Raw genomic sequence first — 22198 nt, forward strand, 5'->3', positions numbered from 1 at the left:
TCATGGCGACACATACTGTAACCACGACAGATGACGTGGTCGACGAGAATGACGGCGTACTGTCGCTGCGCGAGGCTGTCGCGCTCGCCAATGCCGATAGTCTTCCAGATAATATCACGTTTGCTGCGGGAGTGAGCGGCGGGACCATCGTGCTGTCTTCCGAACTGGCGATCACCGACGACCTGACGATCGACGGTGATATCGATGGCGACAACGAGGCCGACATCACGATCTCGGGAAACGACGCCAGCCGCATCGTCAACATAACCGGTGCCACGACGGATGTGGCGCTGAAGAGCCTGACCCTGACCAACGGATATTCGGCCGATCATGGTGGCGCGGTGCGCGCCTGGGATATCGGCAAGCTGACTATTCTCGACACCACGATCCAGAATAGCAAATCCGATTCATACGGCGGCGCGATCAGGGCCTATGGCGCGGAGGTGGAGATCGTCAACTCGCTCCTCCATCACAATTTCTCCGGCGAGGAGGGCGGCGGCCTGTTCATGTCGGACAGCGACACGACGATCGTCAATTCGACATTCTATTACAACGATGCGACGAACGGGGGCGGAGGAATAAGCACCTGGACCTCCAACCTGGATATCTACAACAGCACCATTTACAACAACTGGTCTGCCCTGGACGGCGGTGGTGGCGGTATTCGCGATCTGGGCTCGACCATCACGGTCGCGAATTCGGTAATTGCCCTTAATATTAGCGGACCCGATTTCTCAACCCCGGATGACGTGGAGGGCACGCTCTTTTCGGCGATCAACAGCGCATTCTCGACGAGTCCCAACATCACCACCAGCCAATCGAACCTGCTCAATATCGGGGATCCGGGGCTCGACCCCAATCTCGCGGACAATGGCGGAACGGTTCAGACCCTTGGCATCCTCCCGGGTAGCGTGCTGATCGATGCCGGAAGCAACGCGGCGATTCCCCAGGATTTTCTTGATCTCGACGGCGACCTTTCGTCGATCGATCCCTTGCCTTACGATGCGCGCGGCCATGACAGGATCAACAATGGCACGGTCGATATCGGGGCAGCCGAATTCCGGCAGGGTATCGACTACGATCTCCATGCCGGGCTTCTGGCACTGTCGCTTGCGGACCAGAACGGGAATGCGGTTGCCGCGAACGATCTCTTCGACGGCAATAATGAAACCATCGTCTTCGTGCTCGAACATGCCGGCTATGGCGACAACGTGCCGCCGCAGACCCAGGCGACGATCGCCCAGGCCAATGCCCTGCTGGCCGCGGCGGAGACGAGCGGGCACGACCTCGACATACGCATCGTCTGCCTCGATGGATATGATGGTCCGCTGGAGGGGCTGTCAGAGGGCGTGAGTCTGTTTCATCTGGTGGATCATGATTCCGAGGAGGCTCAAGCGGCGGCGTACGACCTGAGAGTCGCGTATGCCCTCGTGTCCGGCCTCGACGCCTCCACCATGCCGTTCAAGGCTCTGCATCGGCTGCCCGGTACGACCGACATCGACATCGTTGCTTCGACGGAACAGACGGTACATATCGGCGCCGGCTTCTACCAGCAGAAGGTGCTCGCGACACCGCTGGAAGCGGCGCTGGCCGGGACGGGCGCGGCAATAGACCTCACTGAGTTCGTGACTCCGGTCGCCGGTGATTTTACCGCCGTCGGCGCGTTCAACGAGGTCGGTGAAGTGGTTCCTGAACTGACGTTTACGGACGCGGATGGCGAAGCCTTCTCATTGCGGGGCGAGGGCAAGGGCCTGATGGTCCTAACCTTCTGCGCCCAATGGTGTGGACCGTGCCAGTTTGCCGCCACGGAACTCCCGGAGGTCATGACAAATGTCGGGGACGGGTTTACCTTCGTCGAGATCATTCTCGAGAACGCCAACAGTGGAATTACGACGACGGCCAACGCAAACCAGTGGCGCGTGAAATATGATCTTACCGACCCGGTCGTTACTCCAAACGGGGATGCGCAAACGGCCGTGGACCTGATCCGTGGTGTCGATCTCAAAGGCTATCCCACCTACCTGATCATCGACCAGAAGACGGGTGAGATTGTAAGCCGGTTTTTTGGTCAACCCGGGGAGCAAGGCTTCACCGAGGCTTTGCTCGACGTTTCGGACGATTATTACGGCGCGCTCGCCCGCAAGAAGTTCGAGGGGACTTCGAAGAAGGACACGTTCGAAGGCGGATTGGGTTTCGACACGATTTCGGGAGCGAGCGGAAACGACACGCTTTCGGGCGGAAACGGCAACGACAGGATCGCAGGGGGTGATGGCAACGATACTCTCTTGGGGGAAACCGGCAGCGACACGCTGAGCGGCGGCGCCGGTAGCGATACGATCACCGGTGCTGAGGCAAATGACGTGATCGACGGTGGGAACGGTGTGGACGATCTCGATGGCGGCACCGGCAATGATACGGTCGCCGGTGGAGCGGGCGCCGATGTGCTCGCCGGAGGCGAGGGACGCGATACGCTTTCCTATGCGGCGTCGAACGCCGCCGTCGTAATCGACCTGTCGGCCAGCGCGGTCCAGGGCGGTCACGCAACCGGCGACGTCATCCTGTCGTTCGAGAATGCGATCGGCTCGCGCTTTGCCGACATCCTGACGGGCGACGACGTTTCGAACACCTTCGAGGGCGGTATTGGTGGTGACACGTTGGCGGGTGGCCTTGGCAGCGACACGCTTTCCTATGCGAGTTCCTTGAAGGGCGTGACCATCAACCTCAAAAGCGGTGTTGCCGGCGGTGGAGACGCCAAGGGCGATCAGTTCACAGATTTCGAGAACGTCATTGGAAGCAGGTTCGACGATGTCATCACTGGCGACGATGGCGACAACGACCTGGATGGTGGCGCAGGCAATGATATCCTGATCGGCGGAGATGGCTTCAATCGTCTTATCGGCGGCAAGGGCATCGACAAACTGACAGGCGGCGCCGACCTGGATCGTTTTTACCTATCTCCTGACAAGGCAGACCGGGACGTCATAAGCGATTTTTCCGACGATATCCTGGTTATCGAAGCGCGCCTCTTCGGCCCCGGCTTCGGGGCCGATGACAAAGCGGCTGTATGGGGAGGAGAGTTGGATGCGGCACTCTTTGTTGCCAACACGACCGGCCTGGCCGAGAGCGCGGAAGACCGGCTGATCTACAATACCGAGACGGGAAAGCTCTTCCTCGATGTAAACGGATCTGCAAATGGCGGCTCGCGGTTGATCGCGACGTTCATCGGCACGCCACCGGAACTGACGGCGGCGAGTTTCGATCTGCAGTGATCGAGCGGACTTCCTGCTCCGCCGCCGAACGAGATGCATTTCTCATTGGCGGCGGTTTGCTGGAACCGACAGAACGTTTCCATTCGCTCTGACGGGCTCGCGGCCTACATGCGGGTCTGGCTGTGCTGGCCGCCGGGGCGCGAGATTTCGGCAAGGGCCGCACCCGCGTGGCTGTTGCCGCCATGGTTGGCGAGGTCGCCGAGCGACAGGATGCCGACGAGGCGCTTGTCGCGGTTGACCACCGGCAGCCGGCGGATTTGCTGGTCGCCGAGATTGTCGAGCACATAGTCGGTGTCTTCATCATCGAAGCAGTATCTGACATCAGCCGTCATGATATCGCCGACGGGCGTTTCGGTACCCTTGCCTTTTGCGACCGCGCGGACCGCAATGTCACGATCGGTTATCATGCCGACAAGCCGGTCGTGGTCGCCGACGGGAATTGCGCCGGCATCGATATCCGCCATGATCGCAGCCGCTTCCCGAATTGACTGATGGGGGCTGGCAAGGCGAACATCCCGCGTCATGATTTCGCTCACTTTCATTGTCGTCTCCTATGTCCGAGGTTCAATCCAACTAAACCGGCGGGAGAGCCTCAGGTTCCCCTGGTCCGCCTTCATTTTCAATCGCGGCTGAAATGGATCGGAAGGCATTGGCGATCGTTAAGAGACACTAGGGAATGGCGGGCCGAACAAGGAGACAGTCAGATGGCATCGAAACGGAAATGGTCTCATGAAGTGACCGAGAAAAGCGACGCGCTCGACCTCGAAAACGGCGTCTTCAAATCGGGAAATGCGGATGAAATCGCGAAATCCCTGAAGCACTCGGCGGAGGAGTCGCATCGGCGCAAGTCGAGCCCCTTCCAATCCGCCATGTCGATGCTCACTTTCTACATCAACAGAGCTGGCAAAAACCTCTCGAAGCGCCGGCAGGCCACGCTCGAGCGTGCCAAGAAAGCGTTGCGGAAGGAATTCGGCAAAGACGACAAGTCGGCACATGGCTGAGCGGAACGCGTTGGCCGGTGCTGCGGATAAAACACGGGAAATTTCTTCGACCCCGTTCAATTGCGTTTGCATGCGGTGCATAATGCGGCAAAGCGAATCCGGCGGCGGCAGACCATGAAACAGTATCTCGACCTACTCAGGCATGTGATGGAGACCGGTTCGGACCGGGGCGACCGTACGGGCACGGGCACGCGCTCGGTCTTCGGCTACCAGATGCGCTTCAACCTCGGGGAAGGGTTTCCCGTCACCACGACGAAGAAGCTGCATCTTCGGTCGATCATCTATGAGTTGCTCTGGTTCCTGAAAGGCGAGACCAATATCCGTTATCTCAAGGAGCACGGGGTCTCGATCTGGGACGAATGGGCCGACGAGAACGGTGATCTCGGGCCGGTCTACGGTGCGCAATGGCGGTCATGGCCCGCGCCGGGTGATGGCGCGCCGGTCGACCAGATCAAGAACCTGATCGAGGGCTTGAAGACCAATCCAATGTCGCGCCGGCATATCGTCTCAGCCTGGAACCCCGCACTGGTCGACGAGATGGCGCTGCCGCCCTGCCATTGCCTGTTCCAGTTCTATGTCGCCGATGGCCGGCTTTCGTGCCAGCTTTACCAGCGCTCGGGCGACATATTTTTGGGCGTGCCCTTCAACATTCCGGCCTACGCGCTACTTACGATGATGGTGGCGCAGGTCGTGGGCCTCAAGCCCGGCGACTTCGTCCATACGCTCGGCGACGCGCATCTCTATTCCAATCATTTCGAGCAGGCGAAGCTGCAATTGTCCCGCACGCCGAAGAAGTTGCCTGTCATGCGGATCAATCCCGATGTGAAGGACATCTTCGCCTTCAGGTTCGAGGATTTCGAACTCGTGGGATACGAGGCCGACCAGAATATCAAGGCGCCCGTGGCGGTATGACCATCGAAATCTCCTTCGTTGTCGCGATCACCGAAAACAATGTGATCGGCCGGGATGGCGGCCTGCCATGGCGGCTGTCGACCGATCTCAAGCGGTTCAAGGCGCTGACCTTCGGCAAGCCCGTGGTCATGGGCCGGGTTTGCTACGATTCGATCGGCAAGCCGCTGCCGGGCCGCCCGAATATCGTCATCACCCGCAATCCCGATTTCAAGCCCGAGGGCGTGATCGTCGTCCATTCGCTCGAGGATGGGCTGGCGAGGGCGGTGATCGAGGCCGAAAGGCTCGGCGTCGATGAAATCTGCGTCATTGGCGGCGGAGTGGTTTATCGCGAGGCACTGGATCGTGCGACGATCCTGCATGTCACGCATATCAAGGCATGGATCGAAGGCGATACGTTCTTTCCCGAGATCGATCCGGCGGTCTGGCAGGCCGGTGAGGCGGAGGATGTGCCGGCCGGCGAAAAGGACGACTTTCCGACCCGTTTCGTTACTTACAGGCGTAAAACCGCCGGGGTTTGAATTGCTTCAACATATTTTGATCAAAAAGCGCTGATCTCTGGCGGCTTACGTTGAAACCGTCTAACGGGATACTTATAACGGTCTCGGGAAACTGCGGGAGGTTCCCTTCCGCTCGAAGTTTATCAAATAAGAGGTATGGATGCCCTGGAGTAATCAGAATGGCGGCGGCGGCCCTTGGGGTGGCGGCGGCGGTGGAAAAAACCAGGGTCCGTGGGGCCAGGGACCGAACCGTCCGCGAAACAATGGCGGCCCGCCCGACCTCGATGAAATCATCCGGCGCAGCCAGGACCGACTGAAGACAATCCTGCCCGGCGGGTTCAATGGCGGCGTTGTCGTCATCGTGCTTCTGCTTGTCGCCGCTTTCTGGGCGACGCAGGCCGTGTACACTGTCCAGCCGGATGAACGCGGCGTGGAATCTGTCTTCGGCAAGCCGAAGGACGATATTTCCGGCCCGGGCCTGCATTTCATGCTTTGGCCGGTCGAGACCGTCGAAATCGTCAACGTCAACGAACAGCAGCAGAAGATCGGCACATCGACCGGCGGCCAGCAGGCCGAGGGCCTGATGCTGACCGGCGACCAGAACATCGTCAATGTCGAATTCTCGGTGCTGTTCTCCGTCACCAATCCGCGCGCCTATCTCTACAACGTCGCCGAACCCGGCAAGACGCTGTCGCAGGTCGCCGATTCCGTGATGCGCGAAGTTGTCGGGCGGCGTCCTGCGCAGGACATTTTCCGCGACAACCGCCAGGCGATTGCGGCGGAGGTCAAGGATGCGATGCAGATCACGATCGACCGCTACAATGCCGGCATCTCGGTCAACACCGTCTCGATCGAGGACGTGTCGCCGCCGCGTGAAGTGTCGAGCGCCTTCGATGAAGTCCAGCGTGCCGAGCAGGACGAGGACAAGATGATCGAACAGGCCAACCAGTACGCCAACAAGGTGCGCGGCCAGGCCAATGGTGAGGCAGCGAAGCTGCGTGAAGAAGCGGCTGCCTACAAGAACCAGATCGTGCAGGAAGCGCTCGGTGAATCGCAGCGGTTCCTGAGCGTCTATCAGGAATACAAGAAGGCGCCCGAGATCACCCGCAAGCGCGTCTATATCGAAACGATGGAGAAGGTGCTGTCCTCGTCGAGGAAGATCATCCTGGATTCGGACAAGTCGACCAACGGCGTGCTTCCGTTCCTGCCGCTGAATGAGCTTACAAAGCCCGTCGACACGAAGGGAGCGCAGAAATGACCAGCAACCGTATCGCCATAACAGGCGCAGTGGTGCTCGCCATCCTGCTTCTGATCTACTCGTCCTTCTTCGTGGTCAACCAGCGGCAGCAGGCGATCGTGATCCGCTTCGGCCAGATCACCGACGTCAAGAAGGATCCGGGCATCTATTTCAAGCTGCCCTTCGCCTTCCTCGACGCCGACCGGGTTCAATATATCTCGAACCAGGAACTCAGGCTCGATCTCGACAATATGCGTGTCCAGGTTTCCGGCGGCAAATTCTATGAGGTCGATGCTTTCGTGGTTTATCGCATTTCCAATGCGCGCCTGTTCCGCGAAGTCGCGGCCGGCGATGTGGCGCAGGCGGAATCGCGCCTTCGCACCCGCCTCGATTCGGCACTCCGCCGGGTCTATGGTCTGCGTGGCTTCGAAGCAGCACTCTCCAAGGAGCGCGGCTCGATGATGAAGGAAGTGCGCAGCGACCTGACTAAGGATGCGGAGTCGCTGGGCCTGACGCTCACCGACGTGCGCATCCGCCGCACGGACCTGACCAAGGAAGTTTCGCAGCAGACCTTCGACCGCATGAAGGCCGAGCGTCTCGCCGAGGCCGAAGCAATCCGGGCGCGGGGCAACGAAGGCGCCCAGCGCCGCACCGCCATCGCCGATCGTGGCCGCATCGAGATTCTCGCCGCGGCCAGCAAGGAAGGGCAGATCCTGCGTGGTCAGGGCGAAGCCGAACGCAACCGCATTTTCGGCGAAGCCTTCGCCAGTGATCCGGAATTCTATGCGTTCTATCGCTCGATGACGGCCTATGCCGCAGCACTCGGCAAAGGTGACGCGACGCTGGTGCTTTCGCCGACCTCGGAGTTCTTCCAGTACTTCAACAGTGAAGTGCCGAAGACGGCGACGGATGTTCCGGCAGCGCAGGCGCAATGAATGACCTGCTGGCGGGGCTCGCCTTCTTTCTCATCATCGAGGGGCTGCTCTATGCAGCCGCTCCCGGTTTTGTGAAGAGCCTCGCCGCGGTGCTGCCTGAATTTGCTGAGAGCCAGTTGAGGATTGGCGGTATCATCGCCGTGGGAATCGGTGTGTTCGGTATATGGCTGATCCGTGGATTCTGAAGCTGAAAGGCACAGATATGACGAAGGTGACTAGCCGTTTTGGAGCGATCGCGCTTGGCGTGGCCCTGGTTTCAGGGGCTCTGTCACACGCCATTGCGCAGGAGACGCCTCCGGCGGCGGCGCACCAGACCCAACATGGGCCGGAATCGGTGGCCAATCTCGCGGAATCCCTGATGGATGCGGTGGTCAACATATCGATCACGCAGAACACCAAGGCTGAAGGCGACGAGGGCGTGCCGACGCCCAACCTGCCCAAGGACGCGCCGTTCCAGGATCTGTTCGACGACTACTTCAAGAAGCGCAACGACGAGGGCTCCAATACGGCGCGCAAGGTAACGTCGCTGGGCTCCGGCTTCGTCATCGATCCGACCGGCTTCATCGTCACCAACAATCACGTCATCGAGGGCGCGTCCGAGATCGTGGTGAATTTCGCCAATGGCGGCAAGCTCACCGCAAAGCTGGTCGGCACCGATACCAAGACCGATATCGCACTGCTCAAGGTGGAGCCGAAGAAGCCGCTGAAATCAGTCAAGTTCGGCGATTCCCGCAAGATGCGGATCGGCGACTGGGTGATGGCGATCGGCAATCCCTTCGGCCTCGGCGGATCGGTGTCGGTCGGCATCGTGTCGGCCCGCAACCGCAATCTCAACGCCGGGCCATATGACAACTTCCTGCAGACGGATGCGGCGATCAATCGCGGCAATTCCGGCGGGCCGCTGTTCAACATGTTCGGTGATGTGATCGGCATCAACACGGCGATCTATTCGCCATCCGGCGGCGGTTCCGTGGGCATCGGCTTTGCCGTGCCGACCGAGATCGCCACGCATGTCGTCGCCCAGCTCAGGGAGTTCGGCGATGTCCATCGCGGCTGGCTCGGCGTGCGTATCCAGCCGGTCACCGACGAGATGCTTGCCGGCCTCAAGATCGAGACGCCGCGCGGCGCGCTGATCTCGGGCATCGTCAAGGGCGGGCCGGTGGAGAAGGGGCCGATCGTTGCCGGCGACGTGATCGTGAAATTCAACGGCCAGGATATTCTCGAGATGCGCGACCTGCCGCGCGTCGTGGCCGACAGTCCGCTCGACCAGCCGCTCGACGTGGTGGTGATCCGCAACGGCGAGCAGGTGACGCTGAAGGTGACGCTGTCGCGCCAGCCGGCCGAGGACAAGAAGAGCGATGCCGAGAAGCTCGCCGAGCAATTAGACAATAACGGGCTTGCCAAGCCCGAAGGTGCCGATCCCGTCGATCCAAACGATGCCAAGCCGAAATCCGCGCCGATTACCCCGGCCGAGACCCTTGGCCTGACGCTGTCGCCGCTGACGGCGGAGAACCGCAAGGAGTTCTCCATTCCGGAAAGCGTCGAGGGCGTGCTGGTACTCGACGTGCCCGCCAATACCGCGGCGCACGAAAAGGGCATCCGCAAGGGCGACGTGATCGTCGAGATCGCCCAGGATTTCATGGAGTCGCCCGAGGACGTGGCCGGGAAGATCACCGAACTGAAGGCCGACGACCGGCGCAATGCCTATCTCATGGTGGCGAACCAGAAGGGCGAGTTGAGGCTGGTAGCGGTGCCGATAGAGTAGTCAACCGGCCTTTCGGACGGCATCAATTACGTATTGACGAAGGACCCGATTGATTTCTGATTTGAAATCGGCGTTTTCCGAATTGTTCTTGAACCACTCAATCGTGGTGGCATAGACGGGCAGCGTCACTTCGATCGTCCGATCGCGTCCGCGAATGGCGGTCTTCCATTGCGCGTCGGTGATCTCCGGGATGTCGCTCGTGTCGATGTCCTCGTCGCGCATTGCCTCGAGCCGCGCGAGCTCGGCATCAAGTTCTTCGGCCGACAGCCTTTTCGTAGAGCGATCGCTCATGTCTCGTCGCCTTTCGCGCGCTTATGATCCGTATTATGTCCTCGCCATCCCTGTGCCTGTCGGTATGAACCGCGACAAGCAGTGATGAGATGCCAATCATTCCTATCGCTAGCCATCGTTCTTCTTCGATGCTGTGGATGTCGAGAACCGTTACAAGATTAACATCGTCCCATATGCGCTTGGCATATTCAAAGCTGATGCCATGCTTGGCTGTATTGCTCCGGTTTTTTGTCTCATCCCATTCAAAACGCATGTCAACCTATCACATTGCGAGAATTTCCGCAGTCGAAAAGCACGCGCTTAGCTGACGAAATCACTCTTCCGGTAGCCCTGCAAATAAAGCAGCGCCGTCAGGTCGCCATGGTCGATGCGGATCTTCGCTTCCGCTGCAACCGATGGCTTGGCGTGGATGGCGACGCCAGAGCCGGCGAGATGCAGCATGCCGAGATCGTTGGCGCCGTCGCCGACCGCGATTGCCTCATCAGGAGTGATGCCGAGGCGAGCGGTGATTTCGTTCAGCGCATCGACCTTGGCCTGCTTGCCGAGGATGGGCTCGGTGACTTTACCAATGAGCTTGCCCTCCTTCTCGATCAGCACATTGGCGCGGTTCTCGTCGAAGCCGATCATGGCGGCGATGCGGTGGGTGAAACTGGTGAAGCCGCCCGAGACGAGAGCGGTATAATAGCCCTTCGATTTCATCGTGCGGACGAGCTCGATACCGCCCGGGGTGAGCGTGATGCGCTTTTCGATGACGCTTGCGATCACCGACACATGGAGGCCCTTGAGCAGCGCGACGCGCTCGCGCAGCGCCGGCTCGAAGGCGATTTCGCCGTTCATCGCGCGGGCGGTGATTGCCGAGACCAGATCCTTGAGGCCGACTTCGGCGGCGAGTTCGTCGATGCATTCCTGGCCGATCATGGTGGAATCCATATCGGCGATCAGCATTTTCTTGCGGCGGGTTTCGGCGTCCTGAACCACGACATCGATCGGTTCACCATGGATTGTCTCGCGCAGGAGTGCCAATTGTTCTGCCGCGGCGGGTTCGTCCCGGAGAGGCAGGTCGCAGGCGACACCGTCCGCCAGCCAGTAGACGCCCGAGGCATTGACGGACGCGGCCGCCTTGTCGGCGAGCGCCGGCGTGAGCAGGGGATTTGACGGATTGGCGATAAGCGTGGCAACCAAGGCCATGAACAAGATTCCTTCGACTGGAATGGACGCGATCCTGATAACCGGGCCAACCGCCAGCGGCAAGTCCGCTCTGGCCGTGGAACTGGCGCGAGAGCATGGCGGCGAGGTGATCAATGCTGACTCGATGCAGGTCTACGATACACTGCATGTCCTGACGGCCCGGCCCGACGCCGACGACATGGGTGGTATTTCGCATCATCTCTATGGCGTGGTCCCAGCGGCAACTGCATATTCCACAGGCGAGTGGATGCGGGCCGTTACGCCACTGATCGAGGATTTCCGGGCGCGGGGCAAGGTTCCGGTCTTCGTCGGCGGCACGGGACTCTATTTCAAGGCGCTGACAGGCGGGCTCTCCGACATGCCGGAAATCCCGGCGGCCATCCGTGCCAAATGGCGGGCGCGGCTTGCCGAGGATGGGCCATGGGCATTGCATGCCGAACTCGGCGCGTGCGATCCTGATATGGCCGACCAGTTGAACCCTTCGGACGGTCAGCGGATCCTCAGGGCGCTCGAGGTGAAGGAGGCGACCGGCCGTTCGATTTCCGCTTTCCAGGAGAAACCCGGTGCGGCAATCATCGATCCGGGCGGGGCGATGAAGATCATTGTCGAGCCTGAGCGGCCGGTGCTGCATGACAGGATCAACCGGCGGTTCGAGACCATGCTGGATCGTGGCGCGATCGAGGAAGTTCGCGCGTTGGTGGCCCTCGATCTGCCCAAGGCGCTGCCCGTCATGAAGGCCATCGGCGTGCCGCAGATATCAGCCATGTTGCGCGGCGAGATGACCCGCGTTGAGGTCATATCCCAGGCGTCGGCCGCGACACGACAATATGCCAAGCGGCAGATGACATGGTTCCGCAACCAGATGGATGAGAGCTGGAAGCGGATCGGATCCGCCTGATCGGCGATGAATGACTATCCCAAGGCCGCCGATCGGGTATACTGCGCACGGGAGAATTGCCAGCATCCTCGTGCATCGGATCGGGGGAGGAGAAATGCGTATTCTTGCGCTCGCGGCAGTCGCGATTGCAGTCTTGTGCGCGGACAGTGCCGGCGCGCAATCGCTGAAGGATGATTTCGATAAGGGCTCGCTCGATCCGACGAAGTGGACGAAGAAGCAGATCACGGATGCCCAGATATCGTTTGTGCCGGACAGCCGGTGCGGGCTCTCGGCGATTGAGATCACGGCGCGCGAAGGCGATGGCGGCCAGCAATGTGGCAATGCGTGCGAGCGCGCCGAACTCAGAACCGCCAAGTCGTCCTGGCCGTCATTCGGGCAGGAGGTGTGGTATCGGTTCAGCTTCCGGATCGATGGCGACATACCCACCATCGGCAGCGCCCGCACTGTCATCGGCCAATGGAAGGGGCCGGGCGACGGAAGTCCGATGCTGGCGCAGCGCTTCGACAATGGCGTGTTCCATATCACCGTGCAGGACAACGACAACCGGCGCGTGGTCGCGTCGGCCGAAGGCAATTACGATGACGTCCAGACCGTCGAAGCGAGTGCCGCCAAGCCGGGCGACAAACACGAAAAGGACATTAGCGTGGTCCTGGGCCTTCAATCGGAACTCGCCGATGGGAGCGTGCCGGATATCGCGGGTAAAACGCGCTCCGACGATGTCGCTGGTGCGCCGGTGGACAAGGGATCCTTTGCGCAAAGTTCAGAGATCGCCAAGTCTCCCGGTGTGGTCGACCCCAAGTTCTTCTCACAAATCGAGGTCATTCCCGAGAAGGACGCCGTCCTACCGGATCCCCGGAAGGGTTGGGTCGATATGGTCTATCGCATCAAGCCGGGTCGTACCGACAACGAACGCGGACCCCGGGGCCGGGGCGAGATCGATATCTGGGCGAATGGCAAGAAGATCGTGTCCGTGCGCGGCAATATCGGCGCAACGCTAAAGCAGGGCGGCGACGAAAAACTCATAGGGCCTTACTTCAAATTCGGTATCTATCGTTCGAGCGTGCCGGGGACGCTACGCTTCCGATTCGATGAGTTTTCCCAGGCGACGTCACGTGATGGGCTGCCGGTGCTTTGCCCGGCGAAATAATTCCCACGAAATTTCACATCGCACTTGTATTTCTCATATTTGGAAATATATTCCGCATATGGGATTTTCTTCAAGCGATGACAGCACTTTTGACAACCAGATTGCCACGCGGCTGAGAAGCCTTCGCGCGGAGCGCAACTGGTCGCTCGACGAACTGGCGCGTCTCAGCGGCGTCAGCCGGGCGACTTTATCGCGTCTCGAAAACGCCGAAGTGAGCCCGACGGCGGCCGTTCTTGGCCGTCTGTGCGCGGCCTATGGCATGACGATGTCGCGGCTGATGCGGATGGTGGAGGATGCGTTCGCGCCCATCGTACGGCACGATGAGCAATGGGTCTGGAGCGATCCGCAGAATGGCTTCGAGCGCCGCTCCGTGTCGCCGCCCAACGCGGCGCTTGCGGGCGAGGTGATCCAAGGCACCCTGCCGCCGGGCGCCAGCATCATCTATCCGGAAGCGTCGAAGCCGGGGCTCGAACATCATCTCGTCCTGCTTGATGGGAAGCTCACGCTTACGATCGCCGACCGCGCCTATGAGCTCAGGGCAGGGGATTGCCTGCGCTACCAGCTTTACGGCGCAACGGAATTCGCGACCCCCGATGACAGCGGCGCGAAATACCTTCTCTTTATGGTGTGAGGAACACATGGATACCAAACCATCCATCGAAATCGTGCGGTTCGGGGCGGAGGATCTAAAGAACAATCTCGCCGGCCTCGCCGGCATTCTGCATGCCAGCGTCGAGGCCGGTGCCAGCATCAACTTCATCCTGCCCTACGACATGAACGACGCCGAGGATTTCTGGGCGCGGAAAGTTTTGCCTGCGCTCGAAGGCGGCAAGCTGGTCATGCTCGTCGCCTGGCTTGACGGCCGGATCGCGGGGACGGTTCAGCTTGATCATGACATGCCGCCGAACCAGCGGCATCGCGCCGAGTTGCGCAAGCTGATGGTGCATCCGGATTTCCGCAATCGCGGCATCGCCCGCGCATTGATGGCGGAGATCGAGACGATTGCCGAAGCGCTGGGACGCAGCCTGATCACGCTCGACACCCGCACGGGCGACAAGGCCGAACCGCTTTATGCCTCGCTCGGCTATCTCACTGCAGGCGTGATACCGGCCTATTGCCGCGACACTGTGTCAGAGCGGATGGACGGCGCGACCTTCATGTACAAGCACCTGCAAGCCTCGAGTGTCACTTCTTGAGGAGGCTGCTGCCCGACTTGGAGAGAAGGCGCTCGCGCAGGGTCTGGCTTGGCTGGTAGAGCGCGGCATCCTCGCTCGCTGAACGGGCACCGTTGTCTGCCGACGAGTTCTTGAAAAGCGCGCTGTAGCGATCGATACGGGTGTCCTGCCGCATGCTTTCGCCTAGAGGCGCGGTGCGCGCCGAGCCTGGAAGCATGCCGGGATTATAGGGTTCGAGGTCAGCGGAGAATTCGGCCTGTGGTTGAAGTGGCGGTGCGTCATCTATCGGCGTGCCGAATTGCATGCTGCCCATTACTGCTTCCTGCACGGTTGCCTCGGCTGCGGAGACGCGCGACTGGAAATCCGAGATATCGGGACCGGCACTCTGGCGCATCCGCTCGATGACATTGCCGAGATTGATGGTCGAGGGATCGTCGATCACTTCCTTCACCTCGGCGCCATGGGCGCGGGGGAGGACGCTTTCCTTGACGCGCTCGAACTTCAGCCGCATCGGCACGGGAAGCGCTTCGCCGAATGCGATGGCTTCGCCATTGGCGAGCGACGAGATGAAATTCATCGCCGATATCGACGAGCCGGGAATGGCCTTGCGGATGATGTCCTGGTCGATCTCGTTGGAGAGCCGCATCGAGAAGATGGTCGAGCACTGCGACAGGATGGTCTGGTCGAGTTCTCCGGGGCGCTGGGTGATGATGCCCAGCGAGCAGCCGTATTTGCGGCCTTCCTTGGCGATACGGGCAATGGCCTGGCGAGTCGGGAAGAAGCCGAGCGTGGGGTCGGAGGGCACGTAGCGATGGGCTTCCTCGCAGACCACGAGGATGTGGACGGCACCGTTGGACCAGAGCGAGATTTCGAAGGCCATGCGGCAGAGGACGGAGGCGACCGAATTGACGACTTCGGACGGAATGCCGGCGAGTTGCAGCGTCGCGATCGGCTTGCCGTCGCCGGGAATCCGGAAAACCTGGGAGATCGTCTCGTTGATCGTGTCGCTTATCGTGTTCGAGGAGAACATGAAGCGATAGCGCGGGTCGTTGATCGCGGCGGCAAGACGCAGCTTCAGCGCGCGCAGATAGGGCTTTTCCGAGCGGCCATCGAGCTTGCCGATGCGCTCGTCGATCAAGGCCATGAGGTCGGCGAAACGATAGGGTACGGGCGTGTCGGCCGTGACACCGTTGCGCTCGCTGAGCCGGCGGCTGGACATGCCTTCGGTGCCGCGGAAGGCGCGCTTGGCTTCCGGAATGAGATCACGCAGCACGTCGAGTTCATCGACGATCGGCGGCCGGCCGCGATAGAGGACTTCGGCGAGTTCCTCGAGCCGAAAGAGCCAGAACGGCAGGTCGAGGCTGTCGGTGTCTATGACCATGGCCTTGCCGGGAAAGGCCGCCGCGAACTCGTTGTGTGGATCGAGGATAAGGATTCGAAGCTTGGGGTCGCTTTCAATCGCCTTGTTCATGAGAAGCGAGACGGCGGTGGATTTGCCGGAGCCGGTCGAGCCGACCAGCGCGAAATGCTTCGAGAGCATGGAAGGAACGTGTACGGCGGCGTCGATGCTGTCGTCCTGGCTGAGCCTGCCGATGACGCTGGTTTCGAGCGCGCCGCGATCATAGATTTTCACAAGGTCGGACGAACGGATCTGATGCGCGCGGGCGCCGAGATAGGGATAGGTCGTGATGCCGGTGGAGAACTGTTCGCGTCCATCGGGGAGCGCCCGGACTTCGCCGAGCAGTTCGAGTTCGACCTTGAAGGCGTTGGAAGAGTCTTCCGTCCATTGCGCGGCGGATGTCTGCATGGCGCGCGTCAGCGCGATCACGCGGTTCTTTCCGACCAGAATGGTGACGAGGCGACCGACCGACCAGAGATCCGCTTCGGCTTCCTCGATCGAGCCGATCGAGGCCGCGACGGTCGCATGCGCCCCATCGCAGGCGATCACATTGCCGATGAAGCGGTGTGTCTGCTGGACTGCGTCGCGCCTCTCCTGAATCCCCGCGGACGGGGAGTTTTGCAAATCTCTGCTGAACAACGCGGTACTCCGTGGGCGCAGGCAAAGTGCAATTTAACAATCGCGAGTTAACAAGCTGTTTCGGGACAAGTGTGCCGGAATGGCGCAAAGGGGTGCTGCCATCTTTTGTCCGTGGTCATAAGCATAATCCAAAAAAGCGATTGCACCTATACCAACCAGTTGGTATGTTTTGATAGCTCAAAAGGAGGAGAGCCATGACTATCTCGACAAAGTCCCTACCGCAGGACATGCATACGCTTACCCCACACCTTGTCTGCGCCAATTGCGCTGACGCGATCGCGTTCTACAAGAAAGCTTTCGGCGCCGAGGAAGGCATGCGGATGGATGGTGAAAGCGGCAAGATCATGCACGCGTCCATGAAATTCGGCGATTCCGTGCTGATGCTGATGGACGAGGCACCCGAATGGGGCGCCAAGGGGCCGAAGCTGATTGGCGGCACGCCGGTCACCATTCATATGATCGTCGATGACGTCGATGCGGCCTTCGCCCAGGCGATCACGGCCGGTGCCAAGGAAATCATGCCGGTCGCCGACCAGTTCTGGGGGGATCGCTACGGCGTGCTCGAGGATCCGTTCGGCCATAGCTGGTCGCTTGCCACGCCAAGCAAAAGGCAGCTTAGCCCGGAGGAAATTCGAGAGAACATGAAGAAAATGATGCCGGCCTGACTTCCGCATCGTGACGCGGCCGGGACGCGATCCGCCATCGCGCCCTGGCCGTTTTGTTATGCCGCTGCGCGGACTTCGGCGGATTCGCGCGCGGTCTTGAGCGCGCTGGTCCACCAGAGAAGCTCGTCGAGCATCTTTTCGGCGGTGTCGTCGAGATAGGGATAGTCGGCCATCGTTTTGCCCTCACGCATGATGCCGAGCATTTCGTTCATGCCGATATGGACGGGGAATTTCAGCGAGGCTACCTGGAGTTCCGCGAGAATATGGCGCAGATGCTCGACGGCGCGCGCGCCACCGGTGCCGCCATAGGCGACGAAGGTTGCCGGTTTGCGATTGAATTCCTTGTAGGCATAGTCGAGCGCATTCTTGAGTACGCCGCTGACTGAATGATTATATTCTGCGGTGATGAAGATGTAGCCATCGAGGCTGTCCATCTTGGCGGCCCACTTCAGGGCGACGTCGTTCTGCGGCGGAACGTAGAACGGCGAGCCCATTTCCTCGAAGAAGGGCATCGGGTAGTCGCGCAGGTCCACCACTTCGAACTCGGCGTCGGTGCGCCTGGCGGCGATCGCGGCGATCCAATTGGTTGGGCCGTCCGCGAAGCGCCCCTGGCGGGTGGTTCCGACGATGATACCGATTTTAGGCTTCTGTCCCATTGCATTTTCCTTTGCTTACGAATGGTAAGCAAAGAACTATGTGTAACTGCAATCCGGGACAAGACGGCACTTTTTCAGATGTGACTTACTTTGAGGTAAGCATCGAATATCGTGCGGGTTCAGGGCTTTGAGAATTTCCATTGAGGGAATTGTCGAACAGTTGCTGGGACTCTTCGATGCCGTCCCGGTTCTGCGTGACCCAATCGGCAATGGGAACGAGGGCGCAACGCAGGGACCGGCCGCGATCGGACAGTGCATACTCGACCTTCGGCGGAATCGTCGGATAGATCGTGCGGCGCACAAGGCCGTCGCGTTCGAGGTTGCGCAGTGTCACCGTCAGCATGCGTTGGGAAATACCCGGCACCGCTCGATGCAGATCCTTGAATCGCATGGTGTTGTCACCAAGGACGTTGAGGAGCAGGATCGTCCACTTGTCGCCGACGCGCGAGAGGATATGCGCGATCGGGCGGCAGTCGCCGGGCAGGTGTTCGTTGATCTTCGCCATTCAATCTCTTCGAGCGCACGCGACGCAGCGTGCAAGTTCAGCCGTCAGCCATAGATGGTGTCACTCGATCGTCCTGACAAGCGATATTGCAGCGGCAAGATCGGTCTGGCGGGAGAAACCGGTCTTCGAAAAGATGTTTTTCAGGTGGGCGCGCACGGTTTCGCGCGAAATGCCGAAGCTTTGGGCGGTGTTGTCGATGTCCTTTCCCGTGGCAAGCGCGCGGGCCACCCTGGCTTCCATCGTCGTCAGATCGAACAGTCCCTGGATGAGTTCGATCGGGGCAAGCCGGTCGCCGTCAAGCGGTGTCAGGATGATGAAATAGGCTGCTGCCGTGAAGATGTCGCGCGCATAGCCGCGCACCGGCACGAGGTGAAGCACCGACGCGTCGCCGCCCTCCGTGCGCGGAAGCGCGATCGAGCGGCTGGCGAAGGGCAGGCCGGGGCCGCCGGCGCGGATGGCGGCAAGACATTGCTCGAGCACCCGGTTGGCATCGTCATTGGCCAGCCGCACTTTGTTGCCGGCGTCGATCAGTGCCTGGTCGCGACGGCCTTCGAAGAGCTTGTTGCAGTCGATAAGCTTGCCCTGGGCATCGATCGCGGCGGAGGGAAGCCCGGTCATGCCGAATGCTTCATTGGCGCTCTGGATGCGTTCGAAAGCGAGGCGCGACGCGAGCAGCGCGGAGCGGGCGATATGCGGCCGGAGTGCCGTGAGGCTTTCCACGGCCTGGCGCTCGACCGGTCCGCGCTCAAGCGGGCGTTCGAGCGAAAGGATCAGCGTATCGCCATTCGGCACCTGGATATGCGTGGCGGTGGCATAGCCCAATCCCATCGGCCAGAGCAGGTCGGCGTAGAGCGGTTCGCGCTTCATATCTTCGAGTGAGTAGTAGTCCGCGTCGGAATGGAATTCATTGGCGGGCAGTGTGAGGAGGAGCTTGCCGCGTGTGTTGCGCGCCCACCAGCCCTCATTGGTGGCGCGGTCATAGAATTCCCTCAACGAGTCGGTAAGAATAGTCCGGTTCGCCTTGTGGTCGCGCGCCGACAGAAGAAGTCCGCCTGTGCAACCTGCCACCTCGGACAGACTCTCAAGGACTGAACTCCACATTTCCGGAACCAGTGCTGCTTCGTATATCTGGTCGATAATACTGTCGCTTGCGTTCATGCTGGCTCCGTTCCCAGCCGGTAATTCATCCATGTACTAATAAAGTCAATACTACATCCTAGGGTTCCATGATAATTGTCAAACTTGGAAGACAGTTTTTCCAAAGGCTTGCCTGCGCGCATTTTTCGATTGACGGATCACGGGTTTCTGACTAATTCTGCGCGCCATGAAAACTTTTGCAAAGATTCTTGTAGTGGGTAGGCGCATGGGCAGGATGGTGTAACCATCCGGCGAAAGCTCCCATGCGCTAGACGAGGCTCCTCCGGGGGCCTTTTTTTATGCCTTGAAACTTGATATCGCGACGGCCAACGGGAAGGAATACAGACATGACGGGCAAAGACGATAACCAGATGACGGGAGCGGAGATCGTTCTCAGGGCGCTCAGGGACAATGGCGTCAAGCATCTGTTCGGCTATCCGGGTGGAGCGGTTCTGCCGATCTACGACGAGATTTTCCAGCAGGACGATATCGAGCACATCCTTGTCCGCCATGAGCAGGGCGCCGGCCACGCGGCCGAAGGCTATGCGAGATCGACTGGCAAAGTGGGTGTCATGCTCGTCACGTCAGGCCCCGGTGCGACCAATGCGGTGACGCCGCTGCAGGACGCGCTGATGGATTCGATCCCGCTCGTCTGCATCACCGGCCAGGTTCCGTCGTCGCTGATCGGTTCCGACGCCTTCCAGGAATGCGATACCGTCGGCATCACCCGGCCCTGCACCAAGCACAATTGGCTGGTGAAGGACGTCAACCAGCTTGCCAAGATCATCCATGAAGCCTTCCGGATTGCCCAATCCGGCCGGCCAGGCCCCGTGCTCATCGATATCCCGAAGGACGTGCAGTTCGCGACCGGCACCTATCAGGCGCCCGACAACGTGCCGATGGAAGCGCATTACCAGCCCAGGATCCAGGGCGATCCCGGCGAGATCGAGAAGGCCATCGCGATGATGGCCGGCGCCAAACGCGGCATCATCTATTCCGGCGGCGGCGTCGTCAATTCCGGCCCGGTTGCGGCCAAGCTGCTGCGCGAACTGGTCGAACTCACCGGCTTTCCGATCACCTCGACGCTGATGGGCTTGGGTGCCTATCCGGCATCCGGGCCGGCCTGGCTGGGCATGCTCGGCATGCACGGTTCCTATGAAGCCAATATGGCGATGCATGATTGCGACGTCATGCTCTGTGTCGGGGCGCGCTTCGACGACCGCATCACCGGCCGTATCAATGCGTTTTCGCCGAACTCACGAAAAATCCATATCGATATCGATCCGTCCTCGATCAACAAGACGGTCCGCGTCGATGTCAAAATCGTCGGCGACAGCGCTTCCGTGCTCGAGGACATGCTGCGGGTCTGGCGTGCCAACGCCCGGACGGCGGACAAATCGCGTCTCGGCGACTGGTGGACGCAGATCAACAAGTGGCGCGCGCGCAACTCCTTTGCCTATAAGCACAGCAAGGACGTTATCATGCCGCAATACGCGGTCGAGCGGCTATACGAGCTCACCAAGGATCGCGACACCTACATCACGACCGAAGTCGGCCAGCACCAGATGTGGGCCGCACAGCTCTATCATTTCGACGAGCCGAACCGCTGGATGACCTCGGGCGGCCTTGGCACGATGGGTTACGGCCTGCCGGCGGCGCTGGGCGTGCAGATCGCCCATCCCGACAGCCTCGTCATCGACATCGCGGGCGATGCCTCGGTGCAGATGACGATGCAGGAGATGAGCTGCGCGGTGCAGTACAATGCGCCGATCAAGATCTTCATCCTCAACAACCAGTATATGGGCATGGTGCGCCAATGGCAGCAGCTGTTGCACGGCAACCGGTTGTCGAACTCCTATACCGAGGCGATGCCCGATTTCGTCAAGCTCGCCGAGGCCTATGGCGGTCATGGCATCCGTTGCGAAAAGCCTGATGATCTCGATGACGCCATCATGGAGATGATCGACGTCAAGAAGCCGGTGCTGTTCGATTGCCGCGTCGCCAACCTCGCCAATTGCTTCCCGATGATTCCATCGGGCAAGGCACATAACGAGATGCTGCTGCCGGATGAAGCCACCGACGAAGCAGTCGCCAACGCGATCGACGCCAAGGGCAGGCAGTTGGTTTGATAAAGACTGGGCGGGCGGGTATGATCACTTCATGGCCGCCCGGCTTCAGGAGATCCAGATGACTACGATCAAGGCAACAGCAAAAGGCGAACTGGTTCTGTCGAAGGAACTGCTCGAGGCACACGGCATTACCGGCGAGGCGGAACTTGAAGTTTCTGGCGGGCAAAAGCAGATCGTGCTGAAGCTGGTGGATGCCCAGAAGGCGGCTGAGCCGAAGAAGACGCTCACCGTGGAAGAGTTTCTGGCTCGGCGACCTAAATATGACGGTCCACCGCTTACGGACGAAATGATAAACGAGGCGATTTCAAGAGAAGCTGTGCGGCGGTGGAATGAGAAAAACAGCCGTTGATACCAATATTCTTGCGCGTCTTCTCGCGGAGGAACCCGGTGCGGAGTCACGCTACGCGGAGGCTTTGCTGTCGTCCGGCCGGATTTATGTCAGCAAAAGTGTCTTGCTTGAGACGGAATGGGTTCTCAGGGCGGTGCTGAAGATCAAACGGGAGGACGTGGTACGAATGCTGTCGTCGATGCTGGAGATCGACAGGATCGACCTCGAATGCGTTGCACAAGTGGCTGTAGCGATCGAGGCTTTTCGGCGGGGCATGGATTTCGGAGACGCGCTTCATGTCGCGAGCGCAAGCGATGCCGACCACTTCGTTACCTTCGACCGTGATCTCGTGAAACTCGCCAATCGCCATATGAATGAAATCAGCGTCGAACTGGCGCAATAGAAAATACGGGGCAGGAAACGAA

General features: G+C 60.2%; 24 protein-coding genes. 16 read left to right on the forward strand and 8 right to left on the reverse strand.

The window, feature by feature from the left end; all coding sequences use genetic code 11:
* Positions 1 to 2 precede the first annotated feature (2 nt).
* Positions 3 to 3269 (forward strand): choice-of-anchor Q domain-containing protein, encoded by a 3267-nt coding sequence (locus tag ACSQ26_RS06065; RefSeq protein ID WP_436007250.1) that lies wholly within the window; start codon positions 3 to 5, stop codon positions 3267 to 3269.
* A gap of 104 nt (positions 3270 to 3373) precedes the next feature.
* On the opposite strand, the gene ACSQ26_RS06070 is transcribed toward ACSQ26_RS06065, so the two are convergent.
* A complete protein-coding gene (locus ACSQ26_RS06070; protein ID WP_436007252.1) occupies positions 3374 to 3811 on the reverse strand; it encodes a CBS domain-containing protein in 438 nt (145 codons plus the stop codon).
* A 162-nt stretch (positions 3812 to 3973) separates the two neighbouring features.
* Here ACSQ26_RS06070 and ACSQ26_RS06075 point away from each other — a divergent pair, with 162 nt between their 5' ends.
* From ACSQ26_RS06075 to ACSQ26_RS06105, 7 genes are all read left to right on the forward strand, one after another.
* Entirely contained in the window at positions 3974 to 4270 is a 297-nt protein-coding gene (locus ACSQ26_RS06075; RefSeq protein WP_436007254.1) for a DUF3175 domain-containing protein, read from the forward strand.
* Positions 4271 to 4384: 114 nt separating this feature from the next.
* On the forward strand, positions 4385 to 5182 hold the full coding sequence (locus ACSQ26_RS06080; protein WP_436007256.1) for a thymidylate synthase: 798 nt from the start codon (positions 4385 to 4387) through the stop codon (positions 5180 to 5182).
* Positions 5179 to 5700: a dihydrofolate reductase gene (locus tag ACSQ26_RS06085; RefSeq protein WP_436007258.1), complete on the forward strand. Its 522-nt coding sequence runs from the start codon at positions 5179 to 5181 to the stop codon at positions 5698 to 5700. The genes ACSQ26_RS06080 and ACSQ26_RS06085 overlap by 4 nt, the downstream gene beginning before the upstream one ends.
* Before the next feature lie 139 nt (positions 5701 to 5839).
* The gene (gene hflK, locus ACSQ26_RS06090) at positions 5840 to 6937 is read left to right on the forward strand and encodes an FtsH protease activity modulator HflK (RefSeq protein ID WP_436007260.1); all 1098 of its coding nucleotides are present in this window, start codon (positions 5840 to 5842) and stop codon (positions 6935 to 6937) included.
* The gene (hflC, locus tag ACSQ26_RS06095; RefSeq protein WP_258157424.1) at positions 6934 to 7851 is read left to right on the forward strand and encodes a protease modulator HflC; all 918 of its coding nucleotides are present in this window, start codon (positions 6934 to 6936) and stop codon (positions 7849 to 7851) included. Before hflK ends, hflC begins: the two co-directional genes overlap by 4 nt.
* Complete coding sequence (locus ACSQ26_RS06100) at positions 7848 to 8036, forward strand: DUF2065 domain-containing protein (RefSeq protein ID WP_436007263.1); 189 nt, start codon at positions 7848 to 7850, stop codon at positions 8034 to 8036. The genes hflC and ACSQ26_RS06100 overlap by 4 nt, the downstream gene beginning before the upstream one ends.
* A 17-nt stretch (positions 8037 to 8053) precedes the next feature.
* Positions 8054 to 9616 carry a Do family serine endopeptidase gene (locus ACSQ26_RS06105; RefSeq protein WP_436007265.1) on the forward strand — a complete coding sequence of 521 codons (1563 nt, stop codon included), beginning with the start codon at positions 8054 to 8056 and terminating at the stop codon, positions 9614 to 9616.
* Here ACSQ26_RS06105 and ACSQ26_RS06110 read toward each other — a convergent pair whose 3' ends face one another.
* The 3 genes from ACSQ26_RS06110 to serB are packed head-to-tail and all read right to left on the reverse strand — an operon-like array spanning position 9617 to position 11095.
* Entirely contained in the window at positions 9617 to 9907 is a 291-nt protein-coding gene (locus ACSQ26_RS06110) for a BrnA antitoxin family protein (RefSeq protein ID WP_436015518.1), read from the reverse strand.
* Positions 9864 to 10160 (reverse strand): BrnT family toxin, encoded by a 297-nt coding sequence (locus ACSQ26_RS06115; protein WP_436007267.1) that lies wholly within the window; start codon positions 10158 to 10160, stop codon positions 9864 to 9866. The genes ACSQ26_RS06110 and ACSQ26_RS06115 overlap by 44 nt, the downstream gene beginning before the upstream one ends.
* Before the next feature lie 47 nt (positions 10161 to 10207).
* Positions 10208 to 11095 (reverse strand): phosphoserine phosphatase SerB, encoded by an 888-nt coding sequence (gene serB, locus ACSQ26_RS06120; protein ID WP_436007269.1) that lies wholly within the window; start codon positions 11093 to 11095, stop codon positions 10208 to 10210.
* Between serB and miaA the strand changes: the two genes are divergently transcribed.
* The 4 genes from miaA (at position 11094) to ACSQ26_RS06140 (ending at position 14336) form a co-directional block, all read left to right on the forward strand.
* Complete coding sequence (miaA, locus tag ACSQ26_RS06125) at positions 11094 to 11993, forward strand: tRNA (adenosine(37)-N6)-dimethylallyltransferase MiaA (RefSeq protein ID WP_436007271.1); 900 nt, start codon at positions 11094 to 11096, stop codon at positions 11991 to 11993. The genes serB and miaA overlap by 2 nt on opposite strands.
* 94 nt (positions 11994 to 12087) lie before the next feature.
* A complete protein-coding gene (locus ACSQ26_RS06130) occupies positions 12088 to 13140 on the forward strand; it encodes a heparin lyase I family protein (RefSeq protein WP_436007273.1) in 1053 nt (350 codons plus the stop codon).
* Positions 13141 to 13198: 58 nt separating this feature from the next.
* Positions 13199 to 13771, forward strand: coding sequence for a helix-turn-helix domain-containing protein (locus tag ACSQ26_RS06135; protein ID WP_436007275.1), 573 nt, complete (start codon positions 13199 to 13201; stop codon positions 13769 to 13771).
* A gap of 7 nt (positions 13772 to 13778) precedes the next feature.
* Positions 13779 to 14336: a GNAT family N-acetyltransferase gene (locus tag ACSQ26_RS06140; protein WP_436007277.1), complete on the forward strand. Its 558-nt coding sequence runs from the start codon at positions 13779 to 13781 to the stop codon at positions 14334 to 14336.
* Here the strand turns inward: ACSQ26_RS06140 and ACSQ26_RS06145 are convergent.
* Positions 14326 to 16353 (reverse strand): ATP-binding protein, encoded by a 2028-nt coding sequence (locus ACSQ26_RS06145; protein ID WP_436007279.1) that lies wholly within the window; start codon positions 16351 to 16353, stop codon positions 14326 to 14328. The two genes, ACSQ26_RS06140 and ACSQ26_RS06145, sit on opposite strands and share 11 nt — an antisense overlap.
* 194 nt (positions 16354 to 16547) lie before the next feature.
* Between ACSQ26_RS06145 and ACSQ26_RS06150 the strand changes: the two genes are divergently transcribed.
* Positions 16548 to 17018 carry a VOC family protein gene (locus ACSQ26_RS06150; RefSeq protein ID WP_436007281.1) on the forward strand — a complete coding sequence of 157 codons (471 nt, stop codon included), beginning with the start codon at positions 16548 to 16550 and terminating at the stop codon, positions 17016 to 17018.
* Positions 17019 to 17074: 56 nt separating this feature from the next.
* Here ACSQ26_RS06150 and ACSQ26_RS06155 read toward each other — a convergent pair whose 3' ends face one another.
* The 3 genes from ACSQ26_RS06155 to ACSQ26_RS06165 form a co-directional block, all read right to left on the reverse strand.
* Complete coding sequence (locus ACSQ26_RS06155) at positions 17075 to 17674, reverse strand: NADPH-dependent FMN reductase (protein WP_436007282.1); 600 nt, start codon at positions 17672 to 17674, stop codon at positions 17075 to 17077.
* A gap of 85 nt (positions 17675 to 17759) precedes the next feature.
* Entirely contained in the window at positions 17760 to 18179 is a 420-nt protein-coding gene (locus ACSQ26_RS06160) for a winged helix-turn-helix transcriptional regulator (protein ID WP_436007284.1), read from the reverse strand.
* A gap of 60 nt (positions 18180 to 18239) precedes the next feature.
* Positions 18240 to 19337 (reverse strand): helix-turn-helix transcriptional regulator, encoded by a 1098-nt coding sequence (locus tag ACSQ26_RS06165; protein ID WP_436007286.1) that lies wholly within the window; start codon positions 19335 to 19337, stop codon positions 18240 to 18242.
* Positions 19338 to 19663: 326 nt separating this feature from the next.
* Here ACSQ26_RS06165 and ACSQ26_RS06170 point away from each other — a divergent pair, with 326 nt between their 5' ends.
* The 3 genes from ACSQ26_RS06170 to ACSQ26_RS06180 are packed head-to-tail and all read left to right on the forward strand — an operon-like array spanning position 19664 to position 22176.
* Complete coding sequence (locus ACSQ26_RS06170; protein ID WP_436007288.1) at positions 19664 to 21445, forward strand: acetolactate synthase 3 large subunit; 1782 nt, start codon at positions 19664 to 19666, stop codon at positions 21443 to 21445.
* A 58-nt stretch (positions 21446 to 21503) separates the two neighbouring features.
* The gene (locus ACSQ26_RS06175; protein WP_436007290.1) at positions 21504 to 21794 is read left to right on the forward strand and encodes a hypothetical protein; all 291 of its coding nucleotides are present in this window, start codon (positions 21504 to 21506) and stop codon (positions 21792 to 21794) included.
* On the forward strand, positions 21775 to 22176 hold the full coding sequence (locus ACSQ26_RS06180; protein WP_436007292.1) for a type II toxin-antitoxin system VapC family toxin: 402 nt from the start codon (positions 21775 to 21777) through the stop codon (positions 22174 to 22176). Before ACSQ26_RS06175 ends, ACSQ26_RS06180 begins: the two co-directional genes overlap by 20 nt.
* The last annotated feature ends 22 nt before the right edge of the window (positions 22177 to 22198 follow it).

It is taken from the genome of Rhizobium sp. LjRoot254, from assembly GCF_964254105.1.
In the GTDB taxonomy this organism is placed as follows: Bacteria; Pseudomonadota; Alphaproteobacteria; order Rhizobiales; family Rhizobiaceae; genus Rhizobium_E.

Bases quoted from the DNA above. Each gene is read 5' to 3' on its own strand.
- serB (WP_436007269.1), bottom strand. From the start codon at position 11,095: ATGGCCTTGGTTGCCACGCTTATCGCCAATCCGTCAAATCCCCTGCTC.
- ACSQ26_RS06080 (WP_436007256.1), top strand. From the start codon at position 4,385: ATGAAACAGTATCTCGACCTACTCAGGCATGTGATGGAGACCGGTTCG.
- ACSQ26_RS06175 (WP_436007290.1), top strand. From the start codon at position 21,504: ATGACTACGATCAAGGCAACAGCAAAAGGCGAACTGGTTCTGTCGAAG.
- ACSQ26_RS06110 (WP_436015518.1), bottom strand. From the start codon at position 9,907: ATGAGCGATCGCTCTACGAAAAGGCTGTCGGCCGAAGAACTTGATGCC.
- hflC (WP_258157424.1), top strand. From the start codon at position 6,934: ATGACCAGCAACCGTATCGCCATAACAGGCGCAGTGGTGCTCGCCATC.
- ACSQ26_RS06100 (WP_436007263.1), top strand. From the start codon at position 7,848: ATGAATGACCTGCTGGCGGGGCTCGCCTTCTTTCTCATCATCGAGGGG.
- ACSQ26_RS06180 (WP_436007292.1), top strand. From the start codon at position 21,775: ATGAGAAAAACAGCCGTTGATACCAATATTCTTGCGCGTCTTCTCGCG.
- ACSQ26_RS06160 (WP_436007284.1), bottom strand. From the start codon at position 18,179: ATGGCGAAGATCAACGAACACCTGCCCGGCGACTGCCGCCCGATCGCG.
- ACSQ26_RS06115 (WP_436007267.1), bottom strand. From the start codon at position 10,160: ATGCGTTTTGAATGGGATGAGACAAAAAACCGGAGCAATACAGCCAAG.
- ACSQ26_RS06150 (WP_436007281.1), top strand. From the start codon at position 16,548: ATGACTATCTCGACAAAGTCCCTACCGCAGGACATGCATACGCTTACC.
- ACSQ26_RS06085 (WP_436007258.1), top strand. From the start codon at position 5,179: ATGACCATCGAAATCTCCTTCGTTGTCGCGATCACCGAAAACAATGTG.
- ACSQ26_RS06075 (WP_436007254.1), top strand. From the start codon at position 3,974: ATGGCATCGAAACGGAAATGGTCTCATGAAGTGACCGAGAAAAGCGAC.
- ACSQ26_RS06130 (WP_436007273.1), top strand. From the start codon at position 12,088: ATGCGTATTCTTGCGCTCGCGGCAGTCGCGATTGCAGTCTTGTGCGCG.
- ACSQ26_RS06105 (WP_436007265.1), top strand. From the start codon at position 8,054: ATGACGAAGGTGACTAGCCGTTTTGGAGCGATCGCGCTTGGCGTGGCC.
- miaA (WP_436007271.1), top strand. From the start codon at position 11,094: ATGAACAAGATTCCTTCGACTGGAATGGACGCGATCCTGATAACCGGG.
- ACSQ26_RS06065 (WP_436007250.1), top strand. From the start codon at position 3: ATGGCGACACATACTGTAACCACGACAGATGACGTGGTCGACGAGAAT.
- ACSQ26_RS06140 (WP_436007277.1), top strand. From the start codon at position 13,779: ATGGATACCAAACCATCCATCGAAATCGTGCGGTTCGGGGCGGAGGAT.
- hflK (WP_436007260.1), top strand. From the start codon at position 5,840: ATGCCCTGGAGTAATCAGAATGGCGGCGGCGGCCCTTGGGGTGGCGGC.
- ACSQ26_RS06135 (WP_436007275.1), top strand. From the start codon at position 13,199: ATGGGATTTTCTTCAAGCGATGACAGCACTTTTGACAACCAGATTGCC.
- ACSQ26_RS06170 (WP_436007288.1), top strand. From the start codon at position 19,664: ATGACGGGCAAAGACGATAACCAGATGACGGGAGCGGAGATCGTTCTC.
- ACSQ26_RS06155 (WP_436007282.1), bottom strand. From the start codon at position 17,674: ATGGGACAGAAGCCTAAAATCGGTATCATCGTCGGAACCACCCGCCAG.
- ACSQ26_RS06165 (WP_436007286.1), bottom strand. From the start codon at position 19,337: ATGAACGCAAGCGACAGTATTATCGACCAGATATACGAAGCAGCACTG.
- ACSQ26_RS06070 (WP_436007252.1), bottom strand. From the start codon at position 3,811: ATGAAAGTGAGCGAAATCATGACGCGGGATGTTCGCCTTGCCAGCCCC.